Genomic DNA, 25,020 nt, shown 5'->3' with positions numbered 1-25,020 from the left:
AGATCGATGTATAGAAAACGCTTTATCTGATCTTTATAATGAGGGCAGACTTGGGGGAATACATTATTTGATTCATGACAGATCGTGAGGGAGAGAACCAATGAAACTTCAATATGACAAGCCAGCAAATGTATGGACCGAAGGGCTTCCGATTGGGAATGGCCGTCTGGGTGGTATGATCTTCGGCGGTGTGGAACAGGAGAAAGTCAGTCTAAACGAGGATACATTATGGTCAGGGTTCCCGAAGGATGGGAACAATCCCGGTGCTAAGGAAGCTCTGCCAAAGGTTCGAAAGCTGATTCAGGAGGGCCGGTATTCAGAAGCGGACACCCTGACTAGAGAGATGCTAGGTCCGTACACCCAATCGTATCTGCCTTTTGGAGATTTACTACTTCGTTTTGAGCATGGTGGTGTTTATCAATCTTATCGGCGGACATTAGATATTGAACATGCGGTTCACCGCATTGAATACAAGATTGGTAATGTTACTTATACCCGTGAGATGTTCGCTTCACATCCTGATCAGTTGCTTGTGCTGCGTCTGACTGCAAGTGCACCGGGAGCGCTGAATGTGCATGCTACGCTAGATAGTTCGCTTCGGCATAGCCTTCACGCTCTGGGTGATAACTTTGTACTCTCGGGAACTGCACCGGAGCATGTTGATCCAAGCTATTTTTGGAGTGACAATCCGATCCAATACGGAGAACCTGGCAAGAGCAAGGGCATGGCCTTTGAAGGACAACTCTCCGTAGTAGCAGAGGATGGGGAAGTTACCGTTGACGGTAGTGGAATTCATCTGTTGGGAGGAACGGCTGCAACCTTCTATTTCAGCGCGGCTACAGGCTTTAATGGTTTTGACAAAATCCCGGGAGCTGAGGGGAAAGATGCTTCTGCTATTGCAGCTTCTTACTTGGCAGATGTGAATGGAAAGTCTTACGATAGCTTGCTTCAAGCGCATGCCAAGGATTACCGATCGCTTTTTGACCGAGTGAAGCTCCAATTAGGTAAGACACTAGCCCCGGATTCGATGTCCACGGAGCAACGGATTACGACATACGCGGCACAAGACCCTGGACTTGTCGAGTTGCTGTTTCATTACGGGCGCTATTTGATGATCGCAAGCTCGCGCCCTGGAACGCAGGCTACTAATCTGCAGGGAATATGGAATGCGGTTACCCGTCCGCCGTGGAGCAGCAACTATACGCTGAACATCAATACAGAGATGAATTATTGGCCAGCTGAAATTTGTAATCTGGCGGAATGTCATGAGCCGCTGCTGGATATGATCGGAAACTTGGCGAAGATGGGTGCGGAGACTGCTCAAGTCAACTATGGTACCCGAGGCTGGGTGGCTCATCATAATACGGATCTTTGGGCACAGACAGCACCGGTGGGGGATTATGGTGACGGAGATCCAAGCTGGGCTTACTGGTCGATGAGCGGCGTTTGGCTGACACAACATCTCTGGGAGCATTATGCTTTTGGCGGCGACGAGGAATATTTGCGGACTTCCGCTTATCCTGTGATGAAGGAGGCGGCTCTGTTTGCACTGGACTGGCTTATTGACGATGGTAACGGAAGGCTTGTGACCTCTCCATCCACTTCACCAGAGCATAAATTCCGGACTGCGGAGGGCTTGGCTGCAGTCAGTGCAGGTGCTACTATGGATATTTCGCTCATCTGGGAGCTGTTTACGAATTGTATCGAGGCCTCGGAAACGCTTGGAACGGATGAGGATTTGCGTGCAGAATGGGTAAGCGCACGTGAACGTTTATTGCCGCTGCAGGTTGGTAAGTACGGACAATTGCAGGAATGGTCCTTAGACTTTGAGGATGAGGATATGTATCACAGACATACTTCACATTTGGTCGGTATCTATCCGGGCCGGCAGTTGTCAGAAGATGAGACCCCTGAGCTGTTCGCGGCCGCCAAAACTTCGCTTGAACGGCGTGGGGACGAGAGCACGGGCTGGAGTCTGGGCTGGAGAGTTGCGCTCTGGAGCCGCTTCCGGGACGGCAACCGCTCACTACGCCTGCTCTCAAACATGCTGCGGCTGGTGAAGGACGGGGAGTCCGAACAGTATAGTCACGGCGGGGTTTATGCCAATCTGCTTGGCGCACATCCACCGTTCCAAATTGATGGTAACTTCGCCGCTTCTGCCGGAATTGCTGAGATGCTACTGCAATCTCACCTCGGCTATCTCGATCTGCTGCCTGCACTGCCAGATGAATGGCAGGGGGGAGGTGTAGCAGGGCTACGTGCCCGCGGTGGCTTTGAAGTTAGCATTCAGTGGGATAGAGGCCATCTCGTGGAAGCACAGATTACCTCCCTTCAAGGCAATGAATGTGTGATCCGCACAGATGCTTCGCTTATGGTGAGTAATGGCGGTAATGAAATGAAGTGTGACCGTTCCGCAGATGGAATGGTGAGCTTTCCAACGACCGCAGGCCAAACCTACAAGCTTATAACTGGTAAGCAATAATAGTTAGTTTCATACGAATATGGACAGCAGCAGGGACCTGAAATACAGGCCCTGCTGCTGTTTTTTTGTACGAATATAAGAATTCACAAAATGATCTATAGCGGCAATGGAAATATGTGGACCCGTGTGGCAACTGAAAAACACTATTATCGCAGAGTGAGTAAGAGGGAAACGGAGTGTGGATACGAAAGATGCGAAATGGTTAAGCGTAAGCAGTATTTTTAGCATAGGCGCTTCTTCTTGTTCAGCCTGAATATTTCTTGAGTAAATGCTTACCGTCCTTATAAGGATACCGAAGGCGGTTATGCTTGAGATGTGTTAGATCGCGGTATGGATCGGAAGATCGTTGTATAGAAAACGCTTTATCTGATCTTTATAATGAGGGCATACTTGGGGGACACAGGTACAGAGCCTGCCGCCTTCAAGGTCCAAAATGCAGTAACAAGGAGGCAAATCATGCTAACTGATAGTGCTACAACGGTAAAAGTGAATACGGACACAGCATCTCTTATCCGTGTAACCAATGATGAGGTGAATCTAGAGATTGATCTCGGGACGGGTGAAGCATCCGTTGCCCGCGGAAACACTTCTCATATAAAAGGGATTCGCAGCGCATTCCGCTGGCAGGGCCGGGAATACAATACAGAACATTATCAGAGCCACACACTGAAGTCTCAGGAAGTAGTAGTTCGTGAGGGCTTTGGAAAAGGTGTTCACGTAGTCATTTTGCACGAAACGTCCCTGCTGCCACAGCTGGAGCAGCATTTCTATATTTATGAATCTTCATCATTTGTGTTGATGCAAATCGTAATCACAAGCGCAAGCGACAAGGAGATCAAGGCAAACCGGATGGCAGTCCTTCAGACCCAATCGGTGTCACTTGGCGGGGAGTCAGGGCAACCCGAAGAACCAAGCATTCTGCGTGTGCCGTACGACAACGACAAGTGGGTCAGATATACAGTAGTGAAGCCGCCGATGGATACGGAAAGCTATGAAGTAACTGCATTGTTCGCGCCGGAAAGCCGGCAGGGAATTATTATGGGTTCTATTACGCACAAGGTGTGGAAGACAGGAATTCATATCAAAAGCGAACGGAGCGGAGGGATCGAGGAGCTGGATCTTTACGGCGGCGCTGTAAGTGAAATGACCCGTGATTCCCAGCCACATGGTTATGTGAAAGGAACACGAGTAGAGTCACCGCTCGTTTTCGTAGGGTTCTATGATGATTATAGAAAAGGGCTTGAAGCATACGGTCAGGCTAATACCTGGATAGAGGCTCCTCTGTCATGGGATGGCGGGGTTCCTATCGGCTGGAATAGCTGGTCTGCGGCAATGGCTGAGCTTGATTACGATCTGTATACGTCCACCAGTAATTTTCTGAAAAATGAAGTGCAGCCGCTAGGATTCCAGAATGAGGACACACTGTACATCAACTTTGATGCTTTCTGGGACAATTTCACACCAGAAGAAATGAAGAATGCACTGGACCTGGTTCGGGAGAACGGTCATAGACCGGGAACTTACTGGACGCCTTTTGCCTTCTGGGGAAGTCCGGCTCAGTTTGGGGATCTCGTGGAAGGTACAAACGGCAAATACACTTATGGTGATATCTTGCTGCGAGACAGCGAAGGAGAAATTTTGCCGGATGTTGATGGAGGGCTGGCCATTGACCCGACACATCCAGGCAACCTGCAAAGAATAGATTGGTATACGAATAAATTCATCTCGGAAGGCTTCGAGTATGTCAAGCTAGACTTCTTGGCGCATGGTGCACTGGAAGGGCAACATTACAATCCGGAGATTACGACGGGAATTGCGGCATATCACTATGGGATGACTTACTTGCAGAACAAGCTCTCACCAGAGGTGATCGGTCGGCCGTTCTTTATCAATCTATCCATCGCGCCATTGTTCCCTTATGCCTTTGCACATAGCCGCCGGGTATCCTGTGACGTCTTCGGTACACTGCACGATACAGAATATTTGCTGAATTCGTTGACACATGGCTGGTGGATGAGCCATACCTTATATCGTTACAATGACCCGGATCATTCCGTGCTGTACAAGAGCCATAACCAAGATGCCACGGGCTGGCATGAAGGTCGGAGTCGGCTGACCGCTTCAGTCATCGCTGGAACGGTGCTGCTGTTAGGAGATGATTTCCGAAAAGAAGAAGCAGCCACCCGGGCCAAAGCGTGGCTGGGCAATAAAGAGATTATGAATATCGCCCGCCTAGGGAAGACCTTCCGCCCTGTCGAAGGGGATCTTGGCAAGCAAGCTTCCAATGCTTTCGTACTTGAAGATGCGGAAGACAATGTATTCTATCTTGCGGTCTTCAACTATGATGCTGCGAATTCCGCTCATAAATCGATCTCTTTAGAGCGTGCAGGACTGAATAGTCAAGTAGCTTACCAACTGCTTGATCTATGGGAAGGCACACAAGGGGAAGCAGCGGGAGAGCTTGCGGTTACGCTCGAACCGGCAGAGTCCAAAATCTTCAAATTAACGGCAAAGTAGAACTGATTATACACATTGAAAAAAGAATACGCGCAACCGCTTCTCGCGGGTAGCGCGTATTCTTTTTATTGAAGTCTTACATTCGTATTCGGCTTTGTGGATGAAGGCGGTACCGTGTGGGATTAATGCCGTAGCAGTTACTGAAATGTCTGGAGAAGGGGTGGATGGAAGGATAGCCCAGCTTCTCAGCAATCGCAGTCACACTAAGCTCACTTTCCAGAAGCAGCCCTGCCGCCCGCCTCATGACTAAATGATGATGATAGACACGTGGCGTCATTCCGGTCTCCCGTAGAAATAGCTCATGGAAATATGTCCGCTTGAGCCCGCAGAACTGTGCCCAATCTTCGATAGATTTACCACGCTCGGGGTGGGTGTTCAAATATTCGAGCAGGCGGACAATACGATAATCACTTGGCTGATGCTGATGGAGGGCGTTATACCAGCTCAAGATCCAGCCGTACAGATAGCTATTGGCCGTCTCATTACGATAGAACAGCGCGTCATTGTAAGACTTGGCAATCATCACAAGACTATCGTATAGCAGGGGATATTTAGCTAGTGGAAATACACAAGGCAACTCGTTCAGCTCGGCACAGGGTGCTTCGGTGGCTTTTTTTTCAAAATGTAAGCCTTCAGGGGCGTGGATAAATGAAAGGTTATTAGATACTGGAGTGTGGTTGTCCCATAAATCAAAATAGATGTTGTAGGACGACAGTGGATGAGAAGGCATGATATGAAAAGCATGGGGTTGACCGGGACGGAGAAAGACAAGCGTCCTCCGTTCAATCGGATAACGTATTCCGTCGATCTCCATCTCACCAGGGCCATCAGTAAACAAGTGGAACGCGTATGCATTACCGACTCTCAGATGCTCATTGCTGCTGCCGTCGTACACATAAGGCATGATTGCGCCGACATACGGAGTTATTTCAGATAGTTTATTCATGTGGCCCCTCTTTTCTTATCTTACCGTACAAATCGTCAAATAATCGAACGGGTCAACAAAGACAGTGGTTCATCCAAATGGTACGATAAATACAATGAATCCGCAACATATTGGATAGGTTTTAGAAAGAATGATTCATCATGAAAGAGATGGAATTATGAATAGGTTTACACTATTTAGCGGATTATTTAACAACGTTTTTAGAGGGTTAACGCGATTGCACAGATTCTACTATGGACAGGAGAAAATAAAATGGGCGATTTTAGATTATGGTATTCTACCCCTGCAACGGATTGGTCACAAGGATTGCCACTGGGAAACGGAAGAATAGGTGCAGTAGTGATAGCTGCTCCGTATCGTGAGGTATGGAACATGACCGAGGTTACCTACTGGTCGGGTCAAGCGGAGTCAGAGCCTGCTCCTTTCGGAGGCAAAGCTGCGCTGGAAGAGATGCGGAAGTACTTCTTTGCTGGCGATTATAACGAAGGTGACCGTCTAGCCAAACAACATCTGCAGCCGAAGAAACGAAATTTCGGTACGAACCTTGGTTTATGCGAGGTTGTCATTGACTTTGCAGAACAGGACACGGATTCCGGGTCAGCAGCGGCTATCGAGCGAGAGCTGAATTTGACCTGTGCTGTGGCTCAGACAGTGGTTCACAGTAGAGGGACAACGCTGCATCGTGAGATTTTTGCCTCTCATGCTGATGATCTGGTGGTCTCAAGAATTTGGAGCGATGAACCGGGAGGTGTATCCTTTACGATTGGTCTGGAGGGTGGTTCAGAGTCGTTTACGACTCAAGTCGTGAATGACGACATTATTGAATTTAGAGGACAAGCCACAGAGAATGTGCATAGTGACGGCACTTGCGGGGTATGGGCAAAGGGACAAATTAAGGTAAGCATTTCCGGTGGTACGATGTACAGAGGGGAAGGTCAATTGAGAATTGCCGGAGCCAATGAGGCGCGAATTTATTTTGCCGTCAGCACCGATTACAACCGTAGTAACTCGGAGTGGGAAATGGAGAGCAGCAGCACATTACAGCAGGCTTTGATTAAAGGATATGCGCAGTTAAAAGAAGATCATATCAAAGATTATGAGCAAGAATATGGGAAGGTGGATATCCAATTAGGTACCACTGGGAAGGTGAATCTGCCGACTGACCAACGTATTCGATTACTGGCACAGGGTCAGGAGGAGGATTCGCAGTTGTTCGCGTTGTTCCTGCAGTACGGACGTTACCTGACTATTGCTGGAGCTCGGGCAGACTCCCCGTTACCGCTGAATTTACAGGGAATATGGAATGATGGCGAGGCTTGCCGTATGGGGTGGAGCTGTGACTATCATTTGGACATCAATACACAAATGAATTACTTTCCGACAGAAGTCGTAAATCTTGGGGATAGTCATTTACCATTAATGCGCTATATTGAGGATTTGTCTCAGGCTGGAAAGTCAAGCGCTCGCGATTTCTATGGCAGCAAAGGCTGGGTAGCACATGTGTTCTCGAATGTCTGGGGCTTCACGGCTCCGGGCTGGGAGACATCTTGGGGGCTGAACGTTACAGGTGGACTATGGATTGCGACGCATCTGATGGAGCATTATGAATACAGTCAGGACCGTGTATTTCTGGAGCAACAGGCCTATCCAGTGCTAAAAGAAGCCGCAGCATTCTTCCTGGATTATATGACCATTCATCCAAAATACGGCTGGCTGGTGACCGGACCTTCGAACTCGCCGGAGAATCATTTCTATCCTGCGGATAGCAGCGATGGCGCACAGCAGCTATCTATGGGTACCACTATGGATCAGATGCTGGTGAAAGACCTTTTTGAGTTCTGTTTGAAGTCTGCGAAACTACTGAATACGGACGAGGAACTACAGGAGCAGCTGGAGCAAGCGATATCCAAGCTGCCACCGTTTCAGATCGGCAAGAGAGGGCAGCTGCAAGAGTGGCTCGAGGACTACGAGGAAGCGCAGCCGGAGCATCGGCATTTGGCCCATTTGTTCGCGGTATATCCAAGTAATCAGATTACACCAGGTAAGACACCTGAACTTAGCGCTGCGGTGAGAGTAACACTTGAGAACCGGATGGTTCAGGAAGAACTGGAGGATGTGGAATTTACCGCCGCATTGTTCGGTCTCGGCTTTGCCAGATTGTATGACGGGGAAAAGGCCTTTAATCATATTTCTCATTTGATTGGTGGACTCAGTTTCGATAATTTATTCAGCTTTTCCAAATCGGGCATTGGAGGAGCGGAATGTAATATTTTTGTGATCGATGGGAATTTCGGGGGGGCGGCTGTTATTGCCGAGATGCTGCTGCAAAGCCATGAGGGTGAGATTCATCTGCTGCCTGCGCTTCCAAAGGCATGGGGTACAGGATCGGTATCAGGACTGCGGGCCAAAGGAAATGCTGAGGTTGATGTAGCTTGGGACACTGGTCAATTGGTGGAAGCAAGGGTCCGTACCTACTCGCCAGGAACCGTGACACTTCGGCTGGGAGATAGAAGAGCTACTGTTCAAGGCGAAATAGGAGGAAGCTACTATTTTAACAGTCAGTTAGAGTTGGTATAATGATTCAGCGGGGGGGATATGAACCCCCGCTTTAATTATGCTGGGTGATTAGCGCATGATTAAAGGGCTATCCGGTCTGTTATGGACCGGATAGCCCTTTTGCCGATATCTGCAAATTAACGATTCATGCCTGAAAATAACTTTCATTTATTTGGACCATAGTAGCCTAAGGGGAAAAGAATATAATAGAAGAAACAAAAAGCAGACAACAAAGAGGAGGGGACATCCGTGTATAGTATTTTTCTAGTTGATGATGAAGAAATAGGCCTTGAGATGATGAGAGATTATATCCGCTGGGAAGAAATGGGTATTTATGTGGTCGGAACTGCGAGTAATGGTAGAGAGGCTCTAGAGAAGATAGAGGCCATTAGACCTGATATTATTCTTACAGATGTCCAGATGCCGATTATGAACGGTATTGAAATGGCTAAAAAAATACATGAGAGCTATGACTGGATGCAGTTAATGTTCCTGACTGGGCATGACGAATTCGACTATGTAAAATCGGCACTAAATGTAGGTGCTGTTGGATATTTACTGAAGCCCCTCGACTTGAATGAAATTGGAAGCGTTATCGCGAAGGTGAAGCAGCGCTGTGAGGAAGTTCAAATGAAGAAGCGTTCCATGGAGGCGGCTAAAACGAACCTTCTTAAGGAGCTTTCCTATGAAAAAAATGCGGAACATGCCGCTGATCTGGCGACCAGCTATTGCAAGCTTACCCGTGAGTCTGAGAGGAATCGCTACACAATGGCGCTGTTCAGTATCGATCCGATTGAGGCAGAGGGAGAACAGCAGAGTCTGGAAGATTGTAAGAACCGGTTGGTAGCTTTTCTGGATCATTTCTTCAAGTCAAAGAATATAGAGACGGTATTTGTGCCCTACAAAGATGGGGAGGTAGGTGTATTTATGGAAGCACGCCAACAGCCTGGGTATTATGCGTGGGAGGATTTGGCAACGGCTATCCGAAGCGGACTGGATTTCACAGTGACGGCGGCAGTCGGTGCGCAGGAAACCGAATTAACAGAGTTACATTGTCTGTATAAGCAGACGCGTGAAATCCTGAATGAGCGTTTCTATAAAGGGACGGGTTCAATTATTCATGCCTTGGCGATTTCAAACCAGTTCGATAGTGAGCATGTGCCACCTTTTAATAGAAAAGAGTGGTTTGAAGCTATCAATCAGCTAGATTTCGAGCAAGCTGCACAGAAGTTGCATCAGTATTTCGAGGGACTAGCCCAACTAAGAATCAAGAAAAAAAATATCTGCGAATGGGCGATTGATCTTGTCGATGAGCTGCTGGAGCAACTGCATCAACCAGTTCCTGAAGGGGTTAAACGGGCGGAGTTATATCATTCCATCTATAATGCATTGACTTTAAATGAGATTGAGGATTTGATCCTGGGCACTGCCGGCAATGCCATGAGCTTGCTGGGTGAGCGTCTTATGGACAAAAACACGAAATTAGTTCACAAGGTCCGCAGTATGATCGACCAGAATTTTGATCAGCCGATTACGATCAATAGCTTATCTGATCAGGTTTATTTGTCGCCCAACTATTTACGCTCCATTTTCAAAGATAAGACGGGTATCACGATTCATGATTATTTAACACGTATCCGGCTCGGTAAGGCTACAGAGTTGCTGGCTGACGGCTCGCTCAAAATTCAGGATATCGCCCAAAGAGTCGGTTACGAAAGCACGTCTTATTTTATCTCCCTATTTCTGAAGAACCAAGGCGTTACACCTAACGAGTACAGGAAGAGTCTATGATTGTGTAGCGCTTCAGTTCGGCAAATAGGAAATAAAGTTACTTTCCCTTACGAATAGTAAACTTGCGATATGGATATTAATCCCTCTGCTTTTTACAATTAAGCATGTATTATAACTAGCACATGTGAGGGGCTTCATTCATCAAGGCAATCAAAGGAGTTTTAGTTCATCGAAAATCGGTAGCGCTTTCAAGATGCTTCTTAACCAACTCCTTTGATGACTTGATGGACAGATATAGCCCGAATATCACAAAAGTGCAAGGAGACCTACAAACGGAGGGATTAAATGTTTGGGAAAGCAATGAAAAGAGGATTTTTGTTCTTTGTCATCATCTGCTTGGTAATAGGCAGTGGCGGTCAGTTTGTCAGTACGGTTTATGCCGATGATACGGAGAATACTACCTATGAAGCTGAAGCTGATGGAAATGCTATGACTGGCAATGCTTCTATTTCTGAACACCCAGCGGCTTCCGGGGGGCAGAAAGTCGGAGGCATGTATCAAGGAAGCACTTTGCAGTTCAATCATGTGACTGTAAGTGAGAGTGGGAATTATAAAATTACAGTATACTATTTTTCTGGCGATTCGCGGCCATTCAATATCAGTGCCAATGGCGGCGATAAGCAGTTTGAAGAACCACCCAAGACAGTGGATTGGGATACGGTGGGAGCTTATGATGTGACACTTCCGCTGAATGCTGGAGAGAACAGTATCCTGATTGATGACAACAACTGGTATTCTCCAGACATCGACAAGATCGTAATTCGTGGACTGGACGACAGCGACCTAGGTGAAGGATCTGGAGGCGACTGGAAGGAGAAGCTGCATGGTGCAATCATAGAAGCCGAAGCGCCTGAAAATATAATTACAGGCAACGCCAAAATAGCGGACAGCAGCGTTGGTTCCGGTGGCAAAATTGTAAAGGATATGAATAAAAACAGTACTTTACAGTTCACAAATGTCACTGTGCCGGCAGCGGGAACGTATTTGATCCGTATTTCCTATATTTCCGGTGACCAGCGGCCTGTCTATATACAGGTGAATGATGGACAGGATGAATTGGTTGATCTGCCAAAGACAGCAAGCTGGGATACGGTAGGGACTTATGATGTAGAAGCCTCCCTGCAGGAAGGGTTGAACACGATCATTTTCTCGGATCATGACTGGTACTCTCCAGATTTCGACCGGATTGAAGTCATTCCGTATACGATCAGTTATGAAGCGGAGTCTCCGGTCAATGATTTAACTGGAGAAGCACGAGTTGGTGATAGCCCGAATGCTTCCGGTGGACAGAAGGTAGGGTATCTGAATGGCGGCAGTTCCTTAACTTTCAATAAGATTACGGCTCCGATGACAGGGGATTATCGGATCACGTTAGCTTATTTCTCAGGTGACCCGCGTAGCTTATACGTCAGCGCTAATGGTGGAGCAGAGCAGTATTATGAACTGCCAAAGACACCAGACTGGGATACGGCTCTCACATATGAGCTTACCCTGCCCCTGAACGAAGGCGAGAATACAATCAAATTCTCAGACGGCAACTGGTATGCGCCAGATCTGGATCGAATTATTGTAGAACCGGCATTGGGTACAGATCCTAATCCTCCAGTTGAAGAGGATGGGGATCTGGGGACACCAGGGGCTTCGGATAACTACGGGGCCATCACCGTTACCGAATATACTTATGGAACGCTCGTATCGAATGGGCAATATGAGGTTTCCTTTTATACTAAGTCTGGATACGCAAGCTACAAGTGGACGGATGGTCAGAAGCTGCAAGGAATCTATAGCAGCATCAAACTCGGTGATACGCTCGTTGAGACTGCAAGCTATGAGAATCATGCAAGTGCTGGTGCTCCAGCAGAAATTCAGGATGGCTTCGGCAAAGGAGTGGAGCTTACTTTTGTTCACACCTCAGCTGGACAGCCAACGCTCAAACAGGTTTACAAGTTTTATGACGATCAGAAGTATTTCTTAACTCGTCTGGATGCCATTAGCGACACGGCGTTACAGACGAATTATATGTCACCTATTACCGTAAAACGTTCAGGTGGAGTGGATATCGGTGCCAGTGCAGATAACCGGGTACTGACCGTTCCTTTTGACAATGATGCTTGGATTCGTTATAAATCTCAATCTATGAACCGAGCGGATACCAGCTATGAAATGACGACTATCTTTAATAACTCGACACGCAGCGGCCTTGTGCTCGGGTCGGTCACTCATGATACGTGGAAGACCGGGATCGACTGGAAAGGATCTTCTAATCGGCTGAATGAGCTGGCGGTTTATGGCGGAGCAGCCAGCGACGTTACACGGGATACCCAGCCTCATGGCATCCTTACAGGCGCAGAATTGTCCTCGCCGCTGATTATGGTGGGGGCATTCAGTGATTACCGCACAGGACTTGAGGAATACGGAAAAGCTAATGCGATCATCACACCTCCACTGTTGCTGAATCCTGAGTTGCCGCAAGGCGTGCCGGTTGGCTTTAACAGCTGGGGAGCTTACGAAGGTACACTTTCATACCAAGACGTTGTGGATGTCTCCAATTATTATAAGGAGCACCTAAATGATTTCAATAATAACGGTAATGTATTTATTAATATGGATTCCTATTGGGACAATTTGAATGATAAGCAGCTTGCTGACGCTGTATCAGTCATTAAGGGTAATGGTCAGCATGCAGGTATTTATTGGGCACCATTTGTATATTGGGGCAACAATATGAGCCAGCCGGTAGAGGGTACCGACAATAAGTATACGTATGGCGATATTGTCCTCAAAGATGCTGAGGGTAAACCGCTGCCGACGCTGGATGGGGCTTTTCCTCTGGATGTGACACATCCAGGTGCTAAGCTGCGCATGAATTATTTTTTGGACAAATTTAAGGCTCTGGGCTTTACCTTCATCAAATTGGATTTCTTGACGCACGGTTCGCTTGAGGGACAACATTTCGATTCAACCGTAACGACAGGGATTCAAGCTTATAATGAAGGAATGCGTTATGTGAAAGATCGTTTGGATGGAAAAATGTTCATTAGCGCATCTATTGCGCCAATCTTTCCAAGTCAATATGCACACAGCAGACGTATTTCCTGCGATACCTACGGTAAGATCAATGAAACGGAGTACATGCTGAATTCGTTGACTTATGGCTTCTGGCAAAATGGCACGATCTACACCTATACGGATCCCGATCATTTGGCGTTGGCCCGTGCTTCCAGCTTAACTGAAGCTCGCAGTCGAATGAACTCTGGCGTCATCGCCGGTACCGTACTTCTCGGCTCTGATGATGTTAACGATCCAAAGGCACAGGAGTACATGACTGCCTTATTTAACAACAAGGAGGTTCTCGAATTAGCGTTAAAAGGAAAAGTGTTCAAGCCGCTGGAAGGGAATACGAATGCAAATGCAGCGGATACTTTTGTAATGAAAGAAGGCAACGATTATTATCTGGCTGTATTCAACTACAGCGCCAATGCTTTTGCAGACAAAACGGTGAATCTTGGTAGAGCCGGATTGGACGCAGCGGATTCGTACACGATGCAAGACCTATGGACGGGAGAGGTTTCGACGATTTCAGGAACACTTGCATTGTCCATGCAGCCGGCTGAATCGAAGCTGGTAAAATTAACAGCTGCACCTAAGAAAGTTACAGGTGTATCGCTAGATAAGACAGAGCTAACATTAACTGCTGGTTCAACCGGAAAGCTGACGGCTACGCTATCTCCAGAAGAGGCGGCGAATAAAGCAGTACACTGGACTTCAGGCGATACGTCTGTAGCTACCGTAGTGTATGGAACAGTAACGGCTGTAAATGCTGGGAAAACCACAATTACGGTGGAAACAGTAGACGGCGGCTTCAAAGCTACGGCAGAAGTTACAGTCAAAGCAGCCTCTACTGTAGAACCGGGAAATCCTGAAGTGCCTGCGAATCCGGGTAACCACAACGGTACTCCTGGTAGCATTGTAGACCAAGAGAATGGCGCGGGCACTCTAATCCTTACACGAGAGATGCTGAAGGTGGATAGTGCATCTGGTAATGTCATCGTGGAGATTAAGGGAGATACACAGCAGATACAATTATCCTCTGATGTTGTTCGCCAGCTGGCGAATCACACGCTGGTTCTGAAGTCCGGTAAGTTCTCCATGAAGGTGCCTGCGGATCTGCTCCGCCAGTTGCAGAGCAAGCTACCGGAAGGTCAGCGGGAAGATAGCACGATAACCCTGAAATTAGCACCACTCAGCAGCAAGGCTAATGAGATCATTGCTGCAGCGGAGGGAACTACTCATGCACAGGTTAGACTCATGGGTGATATCTATGAGTTCAGTCTGTCGGTGACCCCGAAAACTGGCACAACAGAAAAGCTTTCTGCGTTCGATCAACCCATTACGCTAAGCTTGTCAGTGGGAGAAGGTTTTGATTTGAGGCGTGGAGGCATTTACTATATTGCGGATAACGGTAAGCTGGAATATATCTCTGCGAATTATGCTGATGGTGTATTGACAGCACAAGTTAATCACTTTAGTAAATATGCTGTGCTGGAGCTTAAACGGAGCTTTGTCGATGTGCCAGCCCATCACTGGGCTAGTCCTGCAATCCAAGAACTGGCGGCCAAGCTGTATGTTCAAGGGACTAGCAAAGACAAGTTTGAACCAAACCGTGCGATTACACGTGCTGAGTTCACCTCTATGCTCGTTCATTCCCTTGGGCTGACCACAAGAGGAGATGTTAGCTTTGCTGATGTTGCACCGTCTGCTTGGTACGCGGAGTCCATTTCTATCGCTTACAAGGCGGGCATCGTGAGCGGCAGAAATGCAACCAAGTTCGAGCCGGCTGCACAGATTACCCGTGAAGAAATCACGGTCATGTTAATGAAAGCCTATGAGCTGAAGAATGGCAAAGTAACTGTTGCTTCAGCTGACGTGGCATTCACCGATATGAAGCAAGTCTCCTCTTGGGCAGCATCTTCTGTAAAGGGAGCAGCCAGCCTAGGACTGGTTCAAGGCCAAAGTGAAGGTCTGTTTGCACCAAAAGGGATCGCTTCCCGAGCAGAAGCGACCCAAGTGATCTATAACTTGATTATGAAGTAAAACATTGCAAATATACAAATGAACGAAGGAGTTAAGCGATCTCTAGATGCTTAGCTCCTTCGTTTTTGGTGTTCACTGAAGCTTTATTAAGTAGCTAGCGTCCTAATGATAATGGTTATATCGAGGGGCTCGTGGCAACTAGGCTAGGTGAGAGCGATTAGGGAAAATCTCCCTAAAAATAGCCGGAAAATTCCTGGATGCAATGTAATTAGGGAAATCCTCCCTAATAATCGGGCGAATTTCCCTAATTGTTAATCAATATTTCTGATTTCTCAATAAGCTTTGCGATTATTCAGATGCGTCATTCCTTACAGTTCCTTTTGCGGCAAGCGAATTTGCACAGTGGTACCTATTCCGAGTCTGCTAAACACTGTGACGCCGTAATGCTCCCCAAATCTCAGTTTTATCCGTCGATCTACGTTTGAAATCCCATAACCTCGTCCGGGCTTATCCTCAAGTAAAGCGTGAAGTGTCTCACGGCTCATCCCCATACCATCATCAATCACGGATAGAAGAATATCATTATCTTTTATTAGTCCTTTGATATGAATATTTAGCGGGCTTTCCTGATTCCACACAGCATGAAGCACCGCATTTTCTACAAAAGGCTGCAAGGCTAGCTTGACTGTAGAGTAAGGTAAGATCACTTCATCAATATTGTAGGTGATGTTCAATTGTCCTTTGAATCGGATCAGCTGAATGGCGTTATAGCTTTGCGTCAGCTTCAATTCTTCATTAATAGTTAAGATGCTCTTCCCTTTATTCAGGGAAATGCGATAAAACTTGGCGAGATGAAGCACCAAATCCTGAATACGGGTATCTTGATGTTTTAGGGCAAGAGACGAAATGGAGCCCAGTGTATTGTAGAGAAAATGGGGGTTGATCTGAGCCTGAAGCAGGTCAAGCTCTGCCTCCTTATTCTGTAGCTCCTTCTGATACACTTCGGTGATTAGGCTCTTTAAGCGTGTAGTCATTTGCTTGAAGGCAAAATGAAGCTGGCCAATCTCATCATTACCTAAATATTCATCATTCGTAGGGTTGAAGTCACCACGTTCAAGCCGCCGGATCATTCGGATTAACGTGCGAATACGTTTACTGAACAGCGATGCCGTTATATATATCAGTATTAATGCTACGACTATAAAAGCTAAAGAAATTTTGATGATGAGCTCGGACAGTGATTTGGCATCCTGAATGATACTGTCATAAGGAAAGATAGATACGGTTTTCCATCCGTTTTTTAGCGTATTGTAGACGGCGAATGCTTTTACCCCATTATATGTAGTATCAAATCGGCCAGATGGCGATTCATCAAAGCTCTGATCAAGCATTTCCGGCAGACTTGTATTTAATAAGTGCTTGTCAGCAGCTGATAATATAAGGCCCTTGTCATTAACAATAAAAATATCTTTGCCACCCGTCTCTTCCTCCATTAAAGAATAGATCACCGATTCGGATATTTCGAAAACCAGAATACCGTAGGGATATTGATTGCGATTATTGTTCAGTAACCTGGCTAGTGTAAACATCGCGGGATTATCTTGTGACTGCGGTGAGGATAGATGAATAATATTCCCGTGAGATTGCATCAGCTGCTTGTACAGCGCTGTATTTTTAACCTCAGGTGTCACCGGCTTGATATAATAATCATCTTTTGGAAGTGATTCATTTTCCGAATAAATGAAAACGCTACCAAAATCGGGATAAGCGGCCAGTACCGTGTCTATACGATTGCCAATATATTGATAGACGTCTAGATAGGATGGATCATCCTGGTATTCGCTTGTGAGATAAGTGGCCAGTCTGTTATCCAAGTAAATGGAAGCGGAAATATGCTCATAACTGTCCAGTTTGTTCTCCAGGTTCTTATTGATCTGCGCCGTCGAATTCATCATATTGCTGTAAATCTGATCTGTTAATTTTGATTTTGTTAACTCGTAGGAAAGGTAGGCTAATAACATCATTGGAATAATGGTGACCAGAACGAACACAAGGAACAGCTTGGAGCGAAAGCTAAGGTCAATAAAAGGCATATAAATATACTTTTTGTAGAAATGACGCATCGTAGAAGTCCCTTCTTTACTGTAAATTCACGGAAAGCCAAGTTTATCATATCAGACTGAATATCGAAATCCAATGCTCGAATGTTAAGAAACTCCTTTAAAAAGCGCTATCATTCGGAGGATTGAAGTATAGAAAGGAGTTCTATACGGACTTAAGATAAATAGGAGAGAAGTTGAATCGAGATGTAGCAAGGCATGCTGCACGAAATAAAAAGGGAGGGTATTTGATGCATAAAGCAAGCGCTATCAAAACAGTCAGGGGCAATAATTTTTGGTACAGATTAAAAGAGCAGAAATGGTTATTTTTGCTAATGCTCCCTGCCATAATTGCGACATTGCTATTTTCCTATGGACCTATGTTTGGTATGTATATGGCATTTACAAACTATCAACCGGGTGGAGGAACATTTTTTCAACAATTTTTCCATGCCGACTTTGTTGGCTTTAAGTGGTTTGAATATTTCTTTACCACAGGAGACTTCTACCGTGTAATGCGTAATACGCTTGCGACAAGCCTCTTGACCTTGTTATTCGGGTTTCCGGCGCCGATCATACTCGCGCTTGTGCTGAATGAAGCAAAACAGGGATTTTTCAAACGCTTTACGCAGACGGTTTCTTATCTGCCGCATTTTATCTCATGGGTTATCGCCGCTAACATTGTAATTACACTGCTAGCTTCCGATGGGATGTTCAACAATCTTCTAGTAACGCTCGGGATTGTGGACGAACCCGTAGCTTTTCTACAAAACGGACCTTTATTCTGGTGGATTATCGCCTTATCTAATATGTGGAAAGAAATGGGTTTTAGCGCCATTATGTACCTTGCTGCAATATCCGCTATTAATCCGGAGCTTTACGAAGCCGCAAGAGTAGATGGAGCTAGCCGATTCAAGCAAATGTGGAATATTACGCTCCCTGCTTTACGTCCAACTATCGTGATATTGGCGATTCTTGCAGTCGGAGGTATTTTGAATGCCGGCTTTGAACAACAATATCTGTTGCAAAATAACACTGTGCTTGAGTACTCGGAAGTTATCGATATTTATGCATACAAATACGGGCTGCAAAACAGCATGTTCTCATACGGGGCTGCCGTGGGGGTATTCAAATCCGTTATTGCCTTCATTCTTGTTGTAATCGTGAATCGAATTTCTAGAAAAGTGAACGACCAAGCGTTGTTCTAAATAACAAAATGGAGAGGAGCGCTTGAGATGTTTTTGAACAGATACGGAGATCATATCTTTAAGTGTTTTGTATATTTGATTCTTATCCTTGTATTGCTAGTTACCTTCTTACCTTTTTGGAATATTCTCGTGCTTTCATTAAATGCTGCTGAGGATACTGTTCGTGGTGGCGTCTACTTTTGGCCAAGAGATATCACCTTTGATAGCTATAACCAAATTTTGAAAGATACCGAAATTATGAATGGGATATGGGTAACGGTTAAACGGACCGTAATTGGTGCACCACTGTCGGTTCTTGTGATTACGATGCTTGCTTATCCGCTAAGCCGGCGGAATTTGATGGGACGCAAGGGCTGGAACCTTTACTTCATCTTTACGATGTATTTCGGAGGCGGTTTGATTCCTTATTACATGGTGCTTAAAGCCCTGAATATGATCGACACTTTCTCCGTTTTTATTCTGCCAGGCTTGATGAATGTCTTCTATATGATTATTGTCCGTACTTTTATGGAGGGATTGCCTGGTGAGATTGAGGAATCAGCGAAAGTAGATGGAGCGAACGACTTAATGATTTTCTTCCGGATTGTGCTGCCGTTAACAACACCAGTACTCGCGACAGTGGGCCTCTTTCAGGCAATATCACATTGGAACTCGTGGTTTGACTCTTATGCCTTTACTTACAGCTCAGACCTGAAGACCTTGCAAGCTGTACTCGTCAAAATACTGAGTCAATTCCAGACCGGAGGTATGGTATCGCAATCGCAAATGCTGGCTAACTCTGCCAAACGAAATGCGGTTTCAAGCGATACGATCCGGATGGCAGCGACGATGGTTGCAACATTGCCTATCGTTCTAGTGTATCCGTTCCTGCAAAAGTATTTTGTTAAGGGTATGACTTTGGGAGCTGTTAAGAGTTAATATGATTAATAACCGAACGCCAGCCGGAGAGGAATTGTCCAACTGGCGGCCCTGAAGGGGGGTGAGCGGACAGACTTGCTTGGTTGCTTGATAGGCTTGTGACGTAACTTAATTAATGGGAGGAATTAGGGTGTCTATGATAAAGAAAAACAAATTGTTGAGCGTAAGTATGACTGCTGCATTATCTGTGGGTCTATTAGCGGGCTGTGGCTCTAATGATGGAACAGACAATACAAACAAAGCGGCTGGAGACAATACAAAACAAGAGCCGATTACACTTACATGGTTTGATTCAAATACTAAGGGAGAGCCTTTTACTGATGCTGTCGCCCAAGAAATCACTAAAAAGACTGGCATTGAGATCTCCATTCAGCAGCCAACAGGAAATCCGACAGAGAAGCTAAGCTTGATGCTTGCCAGCGGCGACTATCCAGATGTGGTCGTGATGAGCCGCGGGGATGCTTCACTTGATAAATACATCACAAGCGGTGCCTTCATTCCACTCGATGAGTTGATTGAGAAGAATGGTCCTGATATCAAGGAAATGTATGGCGACACACTGACCAAGACGCGTTATAAAGACGGAAAGAACTATTACTTGGCTAACTGGTATGGATTAGATAGTGACCCAGTCTTTGGGATGCTGATGAGAAAAAATCTGCTTGCAGGTCTGGCTCCAGACAAAGCAGATGGCAAAGCACCGCTTACAACAGATGAATTAGAAGCAATTTTGAAGGATTTTAAAGCAAAAAACAAGACGATTGATGGAAAAGAATCTGTTCCAATGACCATGAACGGTGAGAATATGGGCGCCAACCTTGGAACGTTCAAGGGCATGTGGGGGCTGAAAACCTACTACGATAATAATGGGAAATTGCAATATGATGTTAAGGATCCTAAGTATCGTGAAATGCTGCTCTATGTGAACAAATTATACAGAGAAGGTCTGATCGAAAAGGAATTTGCCATCAGTAAAACACAAACCTGGATTCAAAAGCTGGCTACCGGCGCAGTATTCTCTACTCCAGGCGCATATTGGGACCCAGGTAACGCGAATGGTACTTTGAAGAAGGATGGCGGCGAAGATAATCAATTCTTCCCTTATAAGGTTGTGGCACCAGGCACAGACCCTACCCAAACGACATCTGGACCAAGAAGCTCACTGGGATGGGATGCCATCGCTATCACTAAGAATAACAAGCACCCTGAAGAAACAATGAAGCTGTTCAATTTCTTGGCGAGTGATGAAGGGCAGCATTTACTGCTGTGGGGTCAAGAAGGCGTTCAATACACCATGGTGGATGGCAAGAGACAACCAGACCCTGCATTCTTGGATAGCTTCAAGGAAAATTGGGATGACACAGTGAAGAAAAGCGGTGTCCGCAAATGGTTATGGTTTATTAAAAATGGTCTGGATGCCAATGAACAGCCTTACGATATGGCGGTTAAATATCAACGCAGTGAAGTAGATCAGTTGGCGATCAAGAGCCTTGGGGACTCCGTATGGGATACAGCGGAATATGACAACCTGACCCCTGACGGGGGAACACCTGAAGCCCTGACTGCACAGAAGGTAAAAGATATTATGGATCAAAGCATTACGAGAGTGATCATTGCTCCATCGGAAGCCGAAGCTAATTCCGTATTTGACAAGATGCTTGCGGATATGAAAAAGGCTGGGGATGAGAAAGTAGAAGAAATTATTAACCAGAAGTACGCAGAACGTATGGAATTGTGGAATTCAAAATAATTAATGTAAGGGCTTCCTCTCTGCATTCAGGCAGAGGGGGAGCCTTTTGTTATGGCATGCGTATTTTTGCGGAAATCTAGCGGGGCCTGATGATAGTATTTTTTGAATTGATGATAGAAATGGCTGACATTCTCAAAGCCGGATTCCAGGGCGATTTCGACCACACGCAGTTCAGTAGTAAGTAATAGATTACGTGCCACGTTGAGCCTAAGTTGATTGATATATTCTGTTGGTGTCTGGTTCAAATACTGGCGGAAGGCCCGGTTGACATGACCGGCACTTCTGCCCGACAACTCGTACAGGGTATGAAGACCTTTGTTCAGGTTTTCTTTTAGATGCATCTTGGAAACGGCATGTTCGAGCCACAATGGGAATTCTGGCTGCTCGATGGTTTCTGGAGAGAAAAAATGCTGGGTAAGTGTATCTACGAGTATTCCTTTCAGATAAATCCTGGACTTTACTTTGTCTAAGGTAGAGAGCATTCGGATGCGTTCAAAAGAACGAATGAAATCATCCATCTCCAGTTGAGATAGCATGGCGATTCTAGGAAGCGGAGTATTTAATAGCCCGTGCAGGAATTCTTCTTCATTCAGATAACTAAAGGCATCATTAATGAGGCTTTTTCGGCAGGGAATATTGAGAAAGCGGCAATCGTTATCCCCGTCAGCTTCATAGTGATGAGTATCATCGGGCCGGATGAAGACGAGGCAGCCAGATTGAAGAAGCTGGGTAGCCCCGTTGACAATATGCCGGCATCGGCCTTCAGTGAGTATAAAAAATTCATAAAAATCATGCGTATGTTCTGGGGATACCTGACTCAGAGATTCTACCCAGAAGGGATCAGCTAGCAATTCGGGGTTGATGTGGCTTGCCTCGGTGTATTTGATCATGCTCTTCCTCCAGCGTTTGATGATGTTAAAATAGCACACTATTTTTGCGAACACAATAGAAGAAATGTATACATATTACTGTTAAGATTTTAATACAAGAAGTTAAAATAGCACATCTGTGGAGGCGAAAATATGCAACTTATCGATCTAAATGGAAAATGGAAAATGAAACGGCTTGATGAATCAAATTGGCTGGAAGCCAGTGTACCAGGCTCTGTCTACCATGATATGTTGAACGCCGGAGCAATGCCAGATCCGTTCTACCGCGAGCAGGAGCATGAGGTTCTGGAACTGTCCAATTATGATTACGAATATCAACGTAGCTTTCAACTAGAGGCTGAAGTTCTAGAGCATGACCGCATATTTCTGCTGTGTGAAGGGCTCGATACGCTTTGTGGGCTTTACCTGAATGGAACGAATATTCTGAACAGTGACAACATGCACCGGACCTATGAAGTGGATATTAAGTCTGTATTGACGACTGGTGATAATACTATTCATGCCATTTTTCGCTCCCCAGTAGAATTTACTCTACGGAAGCAAGCAGAGCTTCCGCTTAGTGGATGTGCGGATGCGGTAGAGGGGATATCGCATCTGCGCAAAGCGCACTCCATGTTTGGCTGGGATTGGGGTCCGAAGCTGCCCGATCTAGGAATCTGGCGGAGTCTCTCTATTCAGGGTTATAACAGCGCCCGCCTTGAGGATGTTTATATTACACAATTTCATGAGAAGGATAAGGTCACGCTGGATGTTCGAGTTAGGACAGCGAGCTGGCTGGAGGCTGATCGGGAGATTGTGGTTAAAGTTCATTCACCAGCGGGTCAAATTCTGGAGCAACGTGTAATTGAGACTATTGGAACAGATCATCATATTACACTGGAAATTACCGAGCCAGAGCTGTGGTGGCTGAATAATCTCGGTGCTCAGCCGCTGTACAATGTAGAGGTTGTACTTGAGGAAAAGGCGCAGGAGTTAGATCGCAGAGAACTGCGGATTGGACTCAGAACCATTACGGTGAAGCAGGAAGAAGACCAGTGGGGAGAATCATTTGCATTTGAAGTTAACGGTGTGCTTATTTTCTCTACAGGTGCTGACTATATTCTGGAGGACAATCTTCTGCCGCGTGTGACTAGGGAGCGTACAGATCGCTTGCTTCAAAGCTGTGTGGCTGCCAATTTCAATACGATTCGTGTATGGGGTGGCGGATATTACCCGGATGATTATTTCTATGATCTCTGCGATGAATATGGTCTTATCGTCTGGCAGGATCATCTCTATGCGTGCGGCATCTATGCCTTGACCGAGGCTTTCGAGGAGAATATCACGCACGAGACCATCGATAACATGAAACGTCTTCGCCATCATGCATCGCTAGGCTTATGGTGTGGCAACAACGAGCAGGAGCTGGCCTGGGATGAATGGGACTGGGAGAAGCATTATTCTCTGCAGCTAAAGGCAGATTATATTAAGCATTATGAGGTGCTTCTACCGGCAATCGCAAAAGAAATTGATCCGAACACCTTCTACTGGCGGGCTTCACCATCCTCCAAAGGCAGCTTTGACAAGCCAAATGACGAGAATTATGGAGATATGCATTACTGGGGAGTCTGGCATGGAAAAGAACCCTTTACCGATTACCGGAAGCTATATCCGCGCTATATGTCTGAATTTGGGCTACAGTCCTTCCCAGGCCTGAAGACCATCGAATCGTTCACACTGCCGGAGGATCGTAATATCTTCTCTTATGTCATGGAGTCCCATCAGAAGAACAATACCGGGAATGAGAAAATTCTCTATTATATCGGGGAGACCTACAAATATCCGAAAGATTTTGAGTCTGTGCTATATGCCTCGCAGCTGATTCAAGCAGAAGGGATGCGCTGCGGCGTTGAGCACTGGCGCAGACATAGAGGTCGCTGTATGGGGGCATTGTATTGGCAGTTGAACGACTGCTGGCCGGTAGCTTCTTGGTCCAGTATCGACTATTATGGCCGGTGGAAGGCTATGCATTATGCGGCTAAACACTTCTTCGCACCGATCCTTGTTTCTGCCCATGAGGAAGGAACGAAGGTCTCCCTTCATGTCTCTAACGAAAGCAGAGAACAAGTTATTGGTGAACTGAGTTGGAGACTGCTCACTGCGACATCTGAGGTCTTACTGGAAGGCACAAAGCCAGTGGAGATTGCCGCATTAAGTACTGCTGAGTTCGAACAGCTTGATTTCGGTCACATATTGGATACGAAAGGGAAGAAACGTGAGACTTATCTGGAATACGCTTTTGAGGTAGACGGGGAGAGGAAGAGCGGCGGAACGGTCCTGTTTGTTAAGCCGAAGCATTTTAGCTTCGTTGACCCTGAGCTTGATGCGGTGCTTACCGAGGAAGAAGAGCAATTCATAATTACTGTGAAGGCCAAGACCTATGCTCGTTTCGTCGGCTTAGACTTCAAGGAAAGAGATGCCATCTTCAGCGACAATTATTTTGATATGTCGGGTGGTACAACTAGGAGTATTACCATCGCTAAAAAAGATCTCGACAAGCCAGCTACGGTGGAGGAACTTCGTGCACAGCTTACTGTACGCTCCGTATTTGATATTTAAATAGGAGGATTCGCAGGAAGTAGGCCCTTAACTTGGGCCTCTTTTTTTATGTATTTTTTTTACTATAGCCGCTAATAATCATTTATTGTTTTGCAAAGCTTAATAACATGAAATTGAATTTTTTATAGATCAATATTTTACTAATGAAGGTATAGATATTCAGATTGTATCCCCTTCCAATTATCTTTAAAATAGACTTCAAACAGCAAGATCTGAAAAGAAGAGTAGGAG

The 25,020-nt window shown here is 46.0% G+C and carries 12 protein-coding genes; 9 read left to right on the top strand and 3 right to left on the bottom strand.

Translation table 11 applies throughout. The annotated features are described in order from the left end of the window. Positions 1 to 100 precede the first annotated feature (100 nt). Both MHB64_RS23005 and MHB64_RS23000 read left to right on the top strand, forming a co-directional pair. Positions 101 to 2,482 (top strand): glycoside hydrolase family 95 protein, encoded by a 2,382-nt coding sequence (locus MHB64_RS23005; RefSeq protein ID WP_341135446.1) that lies wholly within the window; start codon positions 101 to 103, stop codon positions 2,480 to 2,482. Between the two features lie 456 nt (positions 2,483 to 2,938). Further along, on the top strand, positions 2,939 to 4,999 hold the full coding sequence (locus MHB64_RS23000; RefSeq protein WP_341135445.1) for an alpha-galactosidase: 2,061 nt from the start codon (positions 2,939 to 2,941) through the stop codon (positions 4,997 to 4,999). Between the two features lie 76 nt (positions 5,000 to 5,075). On the opposite strand, the gene MHB64_RS22995 is transcribed toward MHB64_RS23000, so the two are convergent. Further along, positions 5,076 to 5,945 carry an AraC family transcriptional regulator gene (locus MHB64_RS22995; protein WP_341135444.1) on the bottom strand — a complete coding sequence of 290 codons (870 nt, stop codon included), beginning with the start codon at positions 5,943 to 5,945 and terminating at the stop codon, positions 5,076 to 5,078. Positions 5,946 to 6,197: 252 nt separating this feature from the next. On the opposite strand from MHB64_RS22995, the gene MHB64_RS22990 reads away from it, so the two are divergent. The 3 genes from MHB64_RS22990 (at position 6,198) to MHB64_RS22980 (ending at position 15,386) form a co-directional block, all read left to right on the top strand. After that, the gene (locus MHB64_RS22990) at positions 6,198 to 8,522 is read left to right on the top strand and encodes a glycoside hydrolase family 95 protein (RefSeq protein WP_341135443.1); all 2,325 of its coding nucleotides are present in this window, start codon (positions 6,198 to 6,200) and stop codon (positions 8,520 to 8,522) included. A 228-nt stretch (positions 8,523 to 8,750) separates the two neighbouring features. Next, positions 8,751 to 10,292, top strand: a complete 1,542-nt coding sequence (locus MHB64_RS22985) for a response regulator (protein WP_341135442.1) — start codon at positions 8,751 to 8,753, stop codon at positions 10,290 to 10,292. Between the two features lie 300 nt (positions 10,293 to 10,592). Continuing rightward, entirely contained in the window at positions 10,593 to 15,386 is a 4,794-nt protein-coding gene (locus tag MHB64_RS22980) for an S-layer homology domain-containing protein (RefSeq protein ID WP_341135441.1), read from the top strand. Positions 15,387 to 15,694: 308 nt separating this feature from the next. On the opposite strand, the gene MHB64_RS22975 is transcribed toward MHB64_RS22980, so the two are convergent. Next, positions 15,695 to 17,449: a cache domain-containing sensor histidine kinase gene (locus MHB64_RS22975; protein ID WP_341135440.1), complete on the bottom strand. Its 1,755-nt coding sequence runs from the start codon at positions 17,447 to 17,449 to the stop codon at positions 15,695 to 15,697. Positions 17,450 to 17,676: 227 nt separating this feature from the next. Here MHB64_RS22975 and MHB64_RS22970 point away from each other — a divergent pair, with 227 nt between their 5' ends. From MHB64_RS22970 to MHB64_RS22960, 3 genes are all read left to right on the top strand, one after another. Next, complete coding sequence (locus MHB64_RS22970) at positions 17,677 to 18,633, top strand: ABC transporter permease (RefSeq protein WP_094876932.1); 957 nt, start codon at positions 17,677 to 17,679, stop codon at positions 18,631 to 18,633. A 27-nt stretch (positions 18,634 to 18,660) separates the two neighbouring features. Further along, on the top strand, positions 18,661 to 19,551 hold the full coding sequence (locus tag MHB64_RS22965) for a carbohydrate ABC transporter permease (protein WP_094869482.1): 891 nt from the start codon (positions 18,661 to 18,663) through the stop codon (positions 19,549 to 19,551). 136 nt (positions 19,552 to 19,687) lie between these two features. After that, the gene (locus MHB64_RS22960; protein ID WP_179281560.1) at positions 19,688 to 21,301 is read left to right on the top strand and encodes an extracellular solute-binding protein; all 1,614 of its coding nucleotides are present in this window, start codon (positions 19,688 to 19,690) and stop codon (positions 21,299 to 21,301) included. Positions 21,302 to 21,327: 26 nt separating this feature from the next. Here the strand turns inward: MHB64_RS22960 and MHB64_RS22955 are convergent, their stop codons facing one another. After that, the gene (locus MHB64_RS22955; protein ID WP_094869481.1) at positions 21,328 to 22,191 is read right to left on the bottom strand and encodes a helix-turn-helix domain-containing protein; all 864 of its coding nucleotides are present in this window, start codon (positions 22,189 to 22,191) and stop codon (positions 21,328 to 21,330) included. A gap of 132 nt (positions 22,192 to 22,323) precedes the next feature. On the opposite strand from MHB64_RS22955, the gene MHB64_RS22950 reads away from it, so the two are divergent. Beyond that, on the top strand, positions 22,324 to 24,789 hold the full coding sequence (locus tag MHB64_RS22950) for a beta-mannosidase (protein WP_341135439.1): 2,466 nt from the start codon (positions 22,324 to 22,326) through the stop codon (positions 24,787 to 24,789). Positions 24,790 to 25,020: the final 231 nt, after the last annotated feature.

The sequence above is a fragment of the Paenibacillus sp. FSL K6-2859 genome (assembly GCF_038008265.1).
Lineage (GTDB): Bacteria > Bacillota > Bacilli > Paenibacillales > Paenibacillaceae > Paenibacillus_AQ > Paenibacillus_AQ nitricinens.
This window is presented reverse-complemented; position numbering and strand designations above follow the sequence as displayed.

Coding starts and splice junctions, on each gene's coding strand:
- MHB64_RS23005 (WP_341135446.1), top strand. CDS start 101: ATGAAACTTCAATATGACAAGCCAGCAAATGTATGGACCGAAGGGCTT.
- MHB64_RS23000 (WP_341135445.1), top strand. CDS start 2,939: ATGCTAACTGATAGTGCTACAACGGTAAAAGTGAATACGGACACAGCA.
- MHB64_RS22995 (WP_341135444.1), bottom strand. CDS start 5,945: ATGAATAAACTATCTGAAATAACTCCGTATGTCGGCGCAATCATGCCT.
- MHB64_RS22990 (WP_341135443.1), top strand. CDS start 6,198: ATGGGCGATTTTAGATTATGGTATTCTACCCCTGCAACGGATTGGTCA.
- MHB64_RS22980 (WP_341135441.1), top strand. CDS start 10,593: ATGAAAAGAGGATTTTTGTTCTTTGTCATCATCTGCTTGGTAATAGGC.
- MHB64_RS22975 (WP_341135440.1), bottom strand. CDS start 17,449: ATGCGTCATTTCTACAAAAAGTATATTTATATGCCTTTTATTGACCTT.
- MHB64_RS22970 (WP_094876932.1), top strand. CDS start 17,677: ATGCATAAAGCAAGCGCTATCAAAACAGTCAGGGGCAATAATTTTTGG.
- MHB64_RS22965 (WP_094869482.1), top strand. CDS start 18,661: ATGTTTTTGAACAGATACGGAGATCATATCTTTAAGTGTTTTGTATAT.
- MHB64_RS22960 (WP_179281560.1), top strand. CDS start 19,688: ATGATAAAGAAAAACAAATTGTTGAGCGTAAGTATGACTGCTGCATTA.
- MHB64_RS22955 (WP_094869481.1), bottom strand. CDS start 22,191: ATGATCAAATACACCGAGGCAAGCCACATCAACCCCGAATTGCTAGCT.
- MHB64_RS22950 (WP_341135439.1), top strand. CDS start 22,324: ATGCAACTTATCGATCTAAATGGAAAATGGAAAATGAAACGGCTTGAT.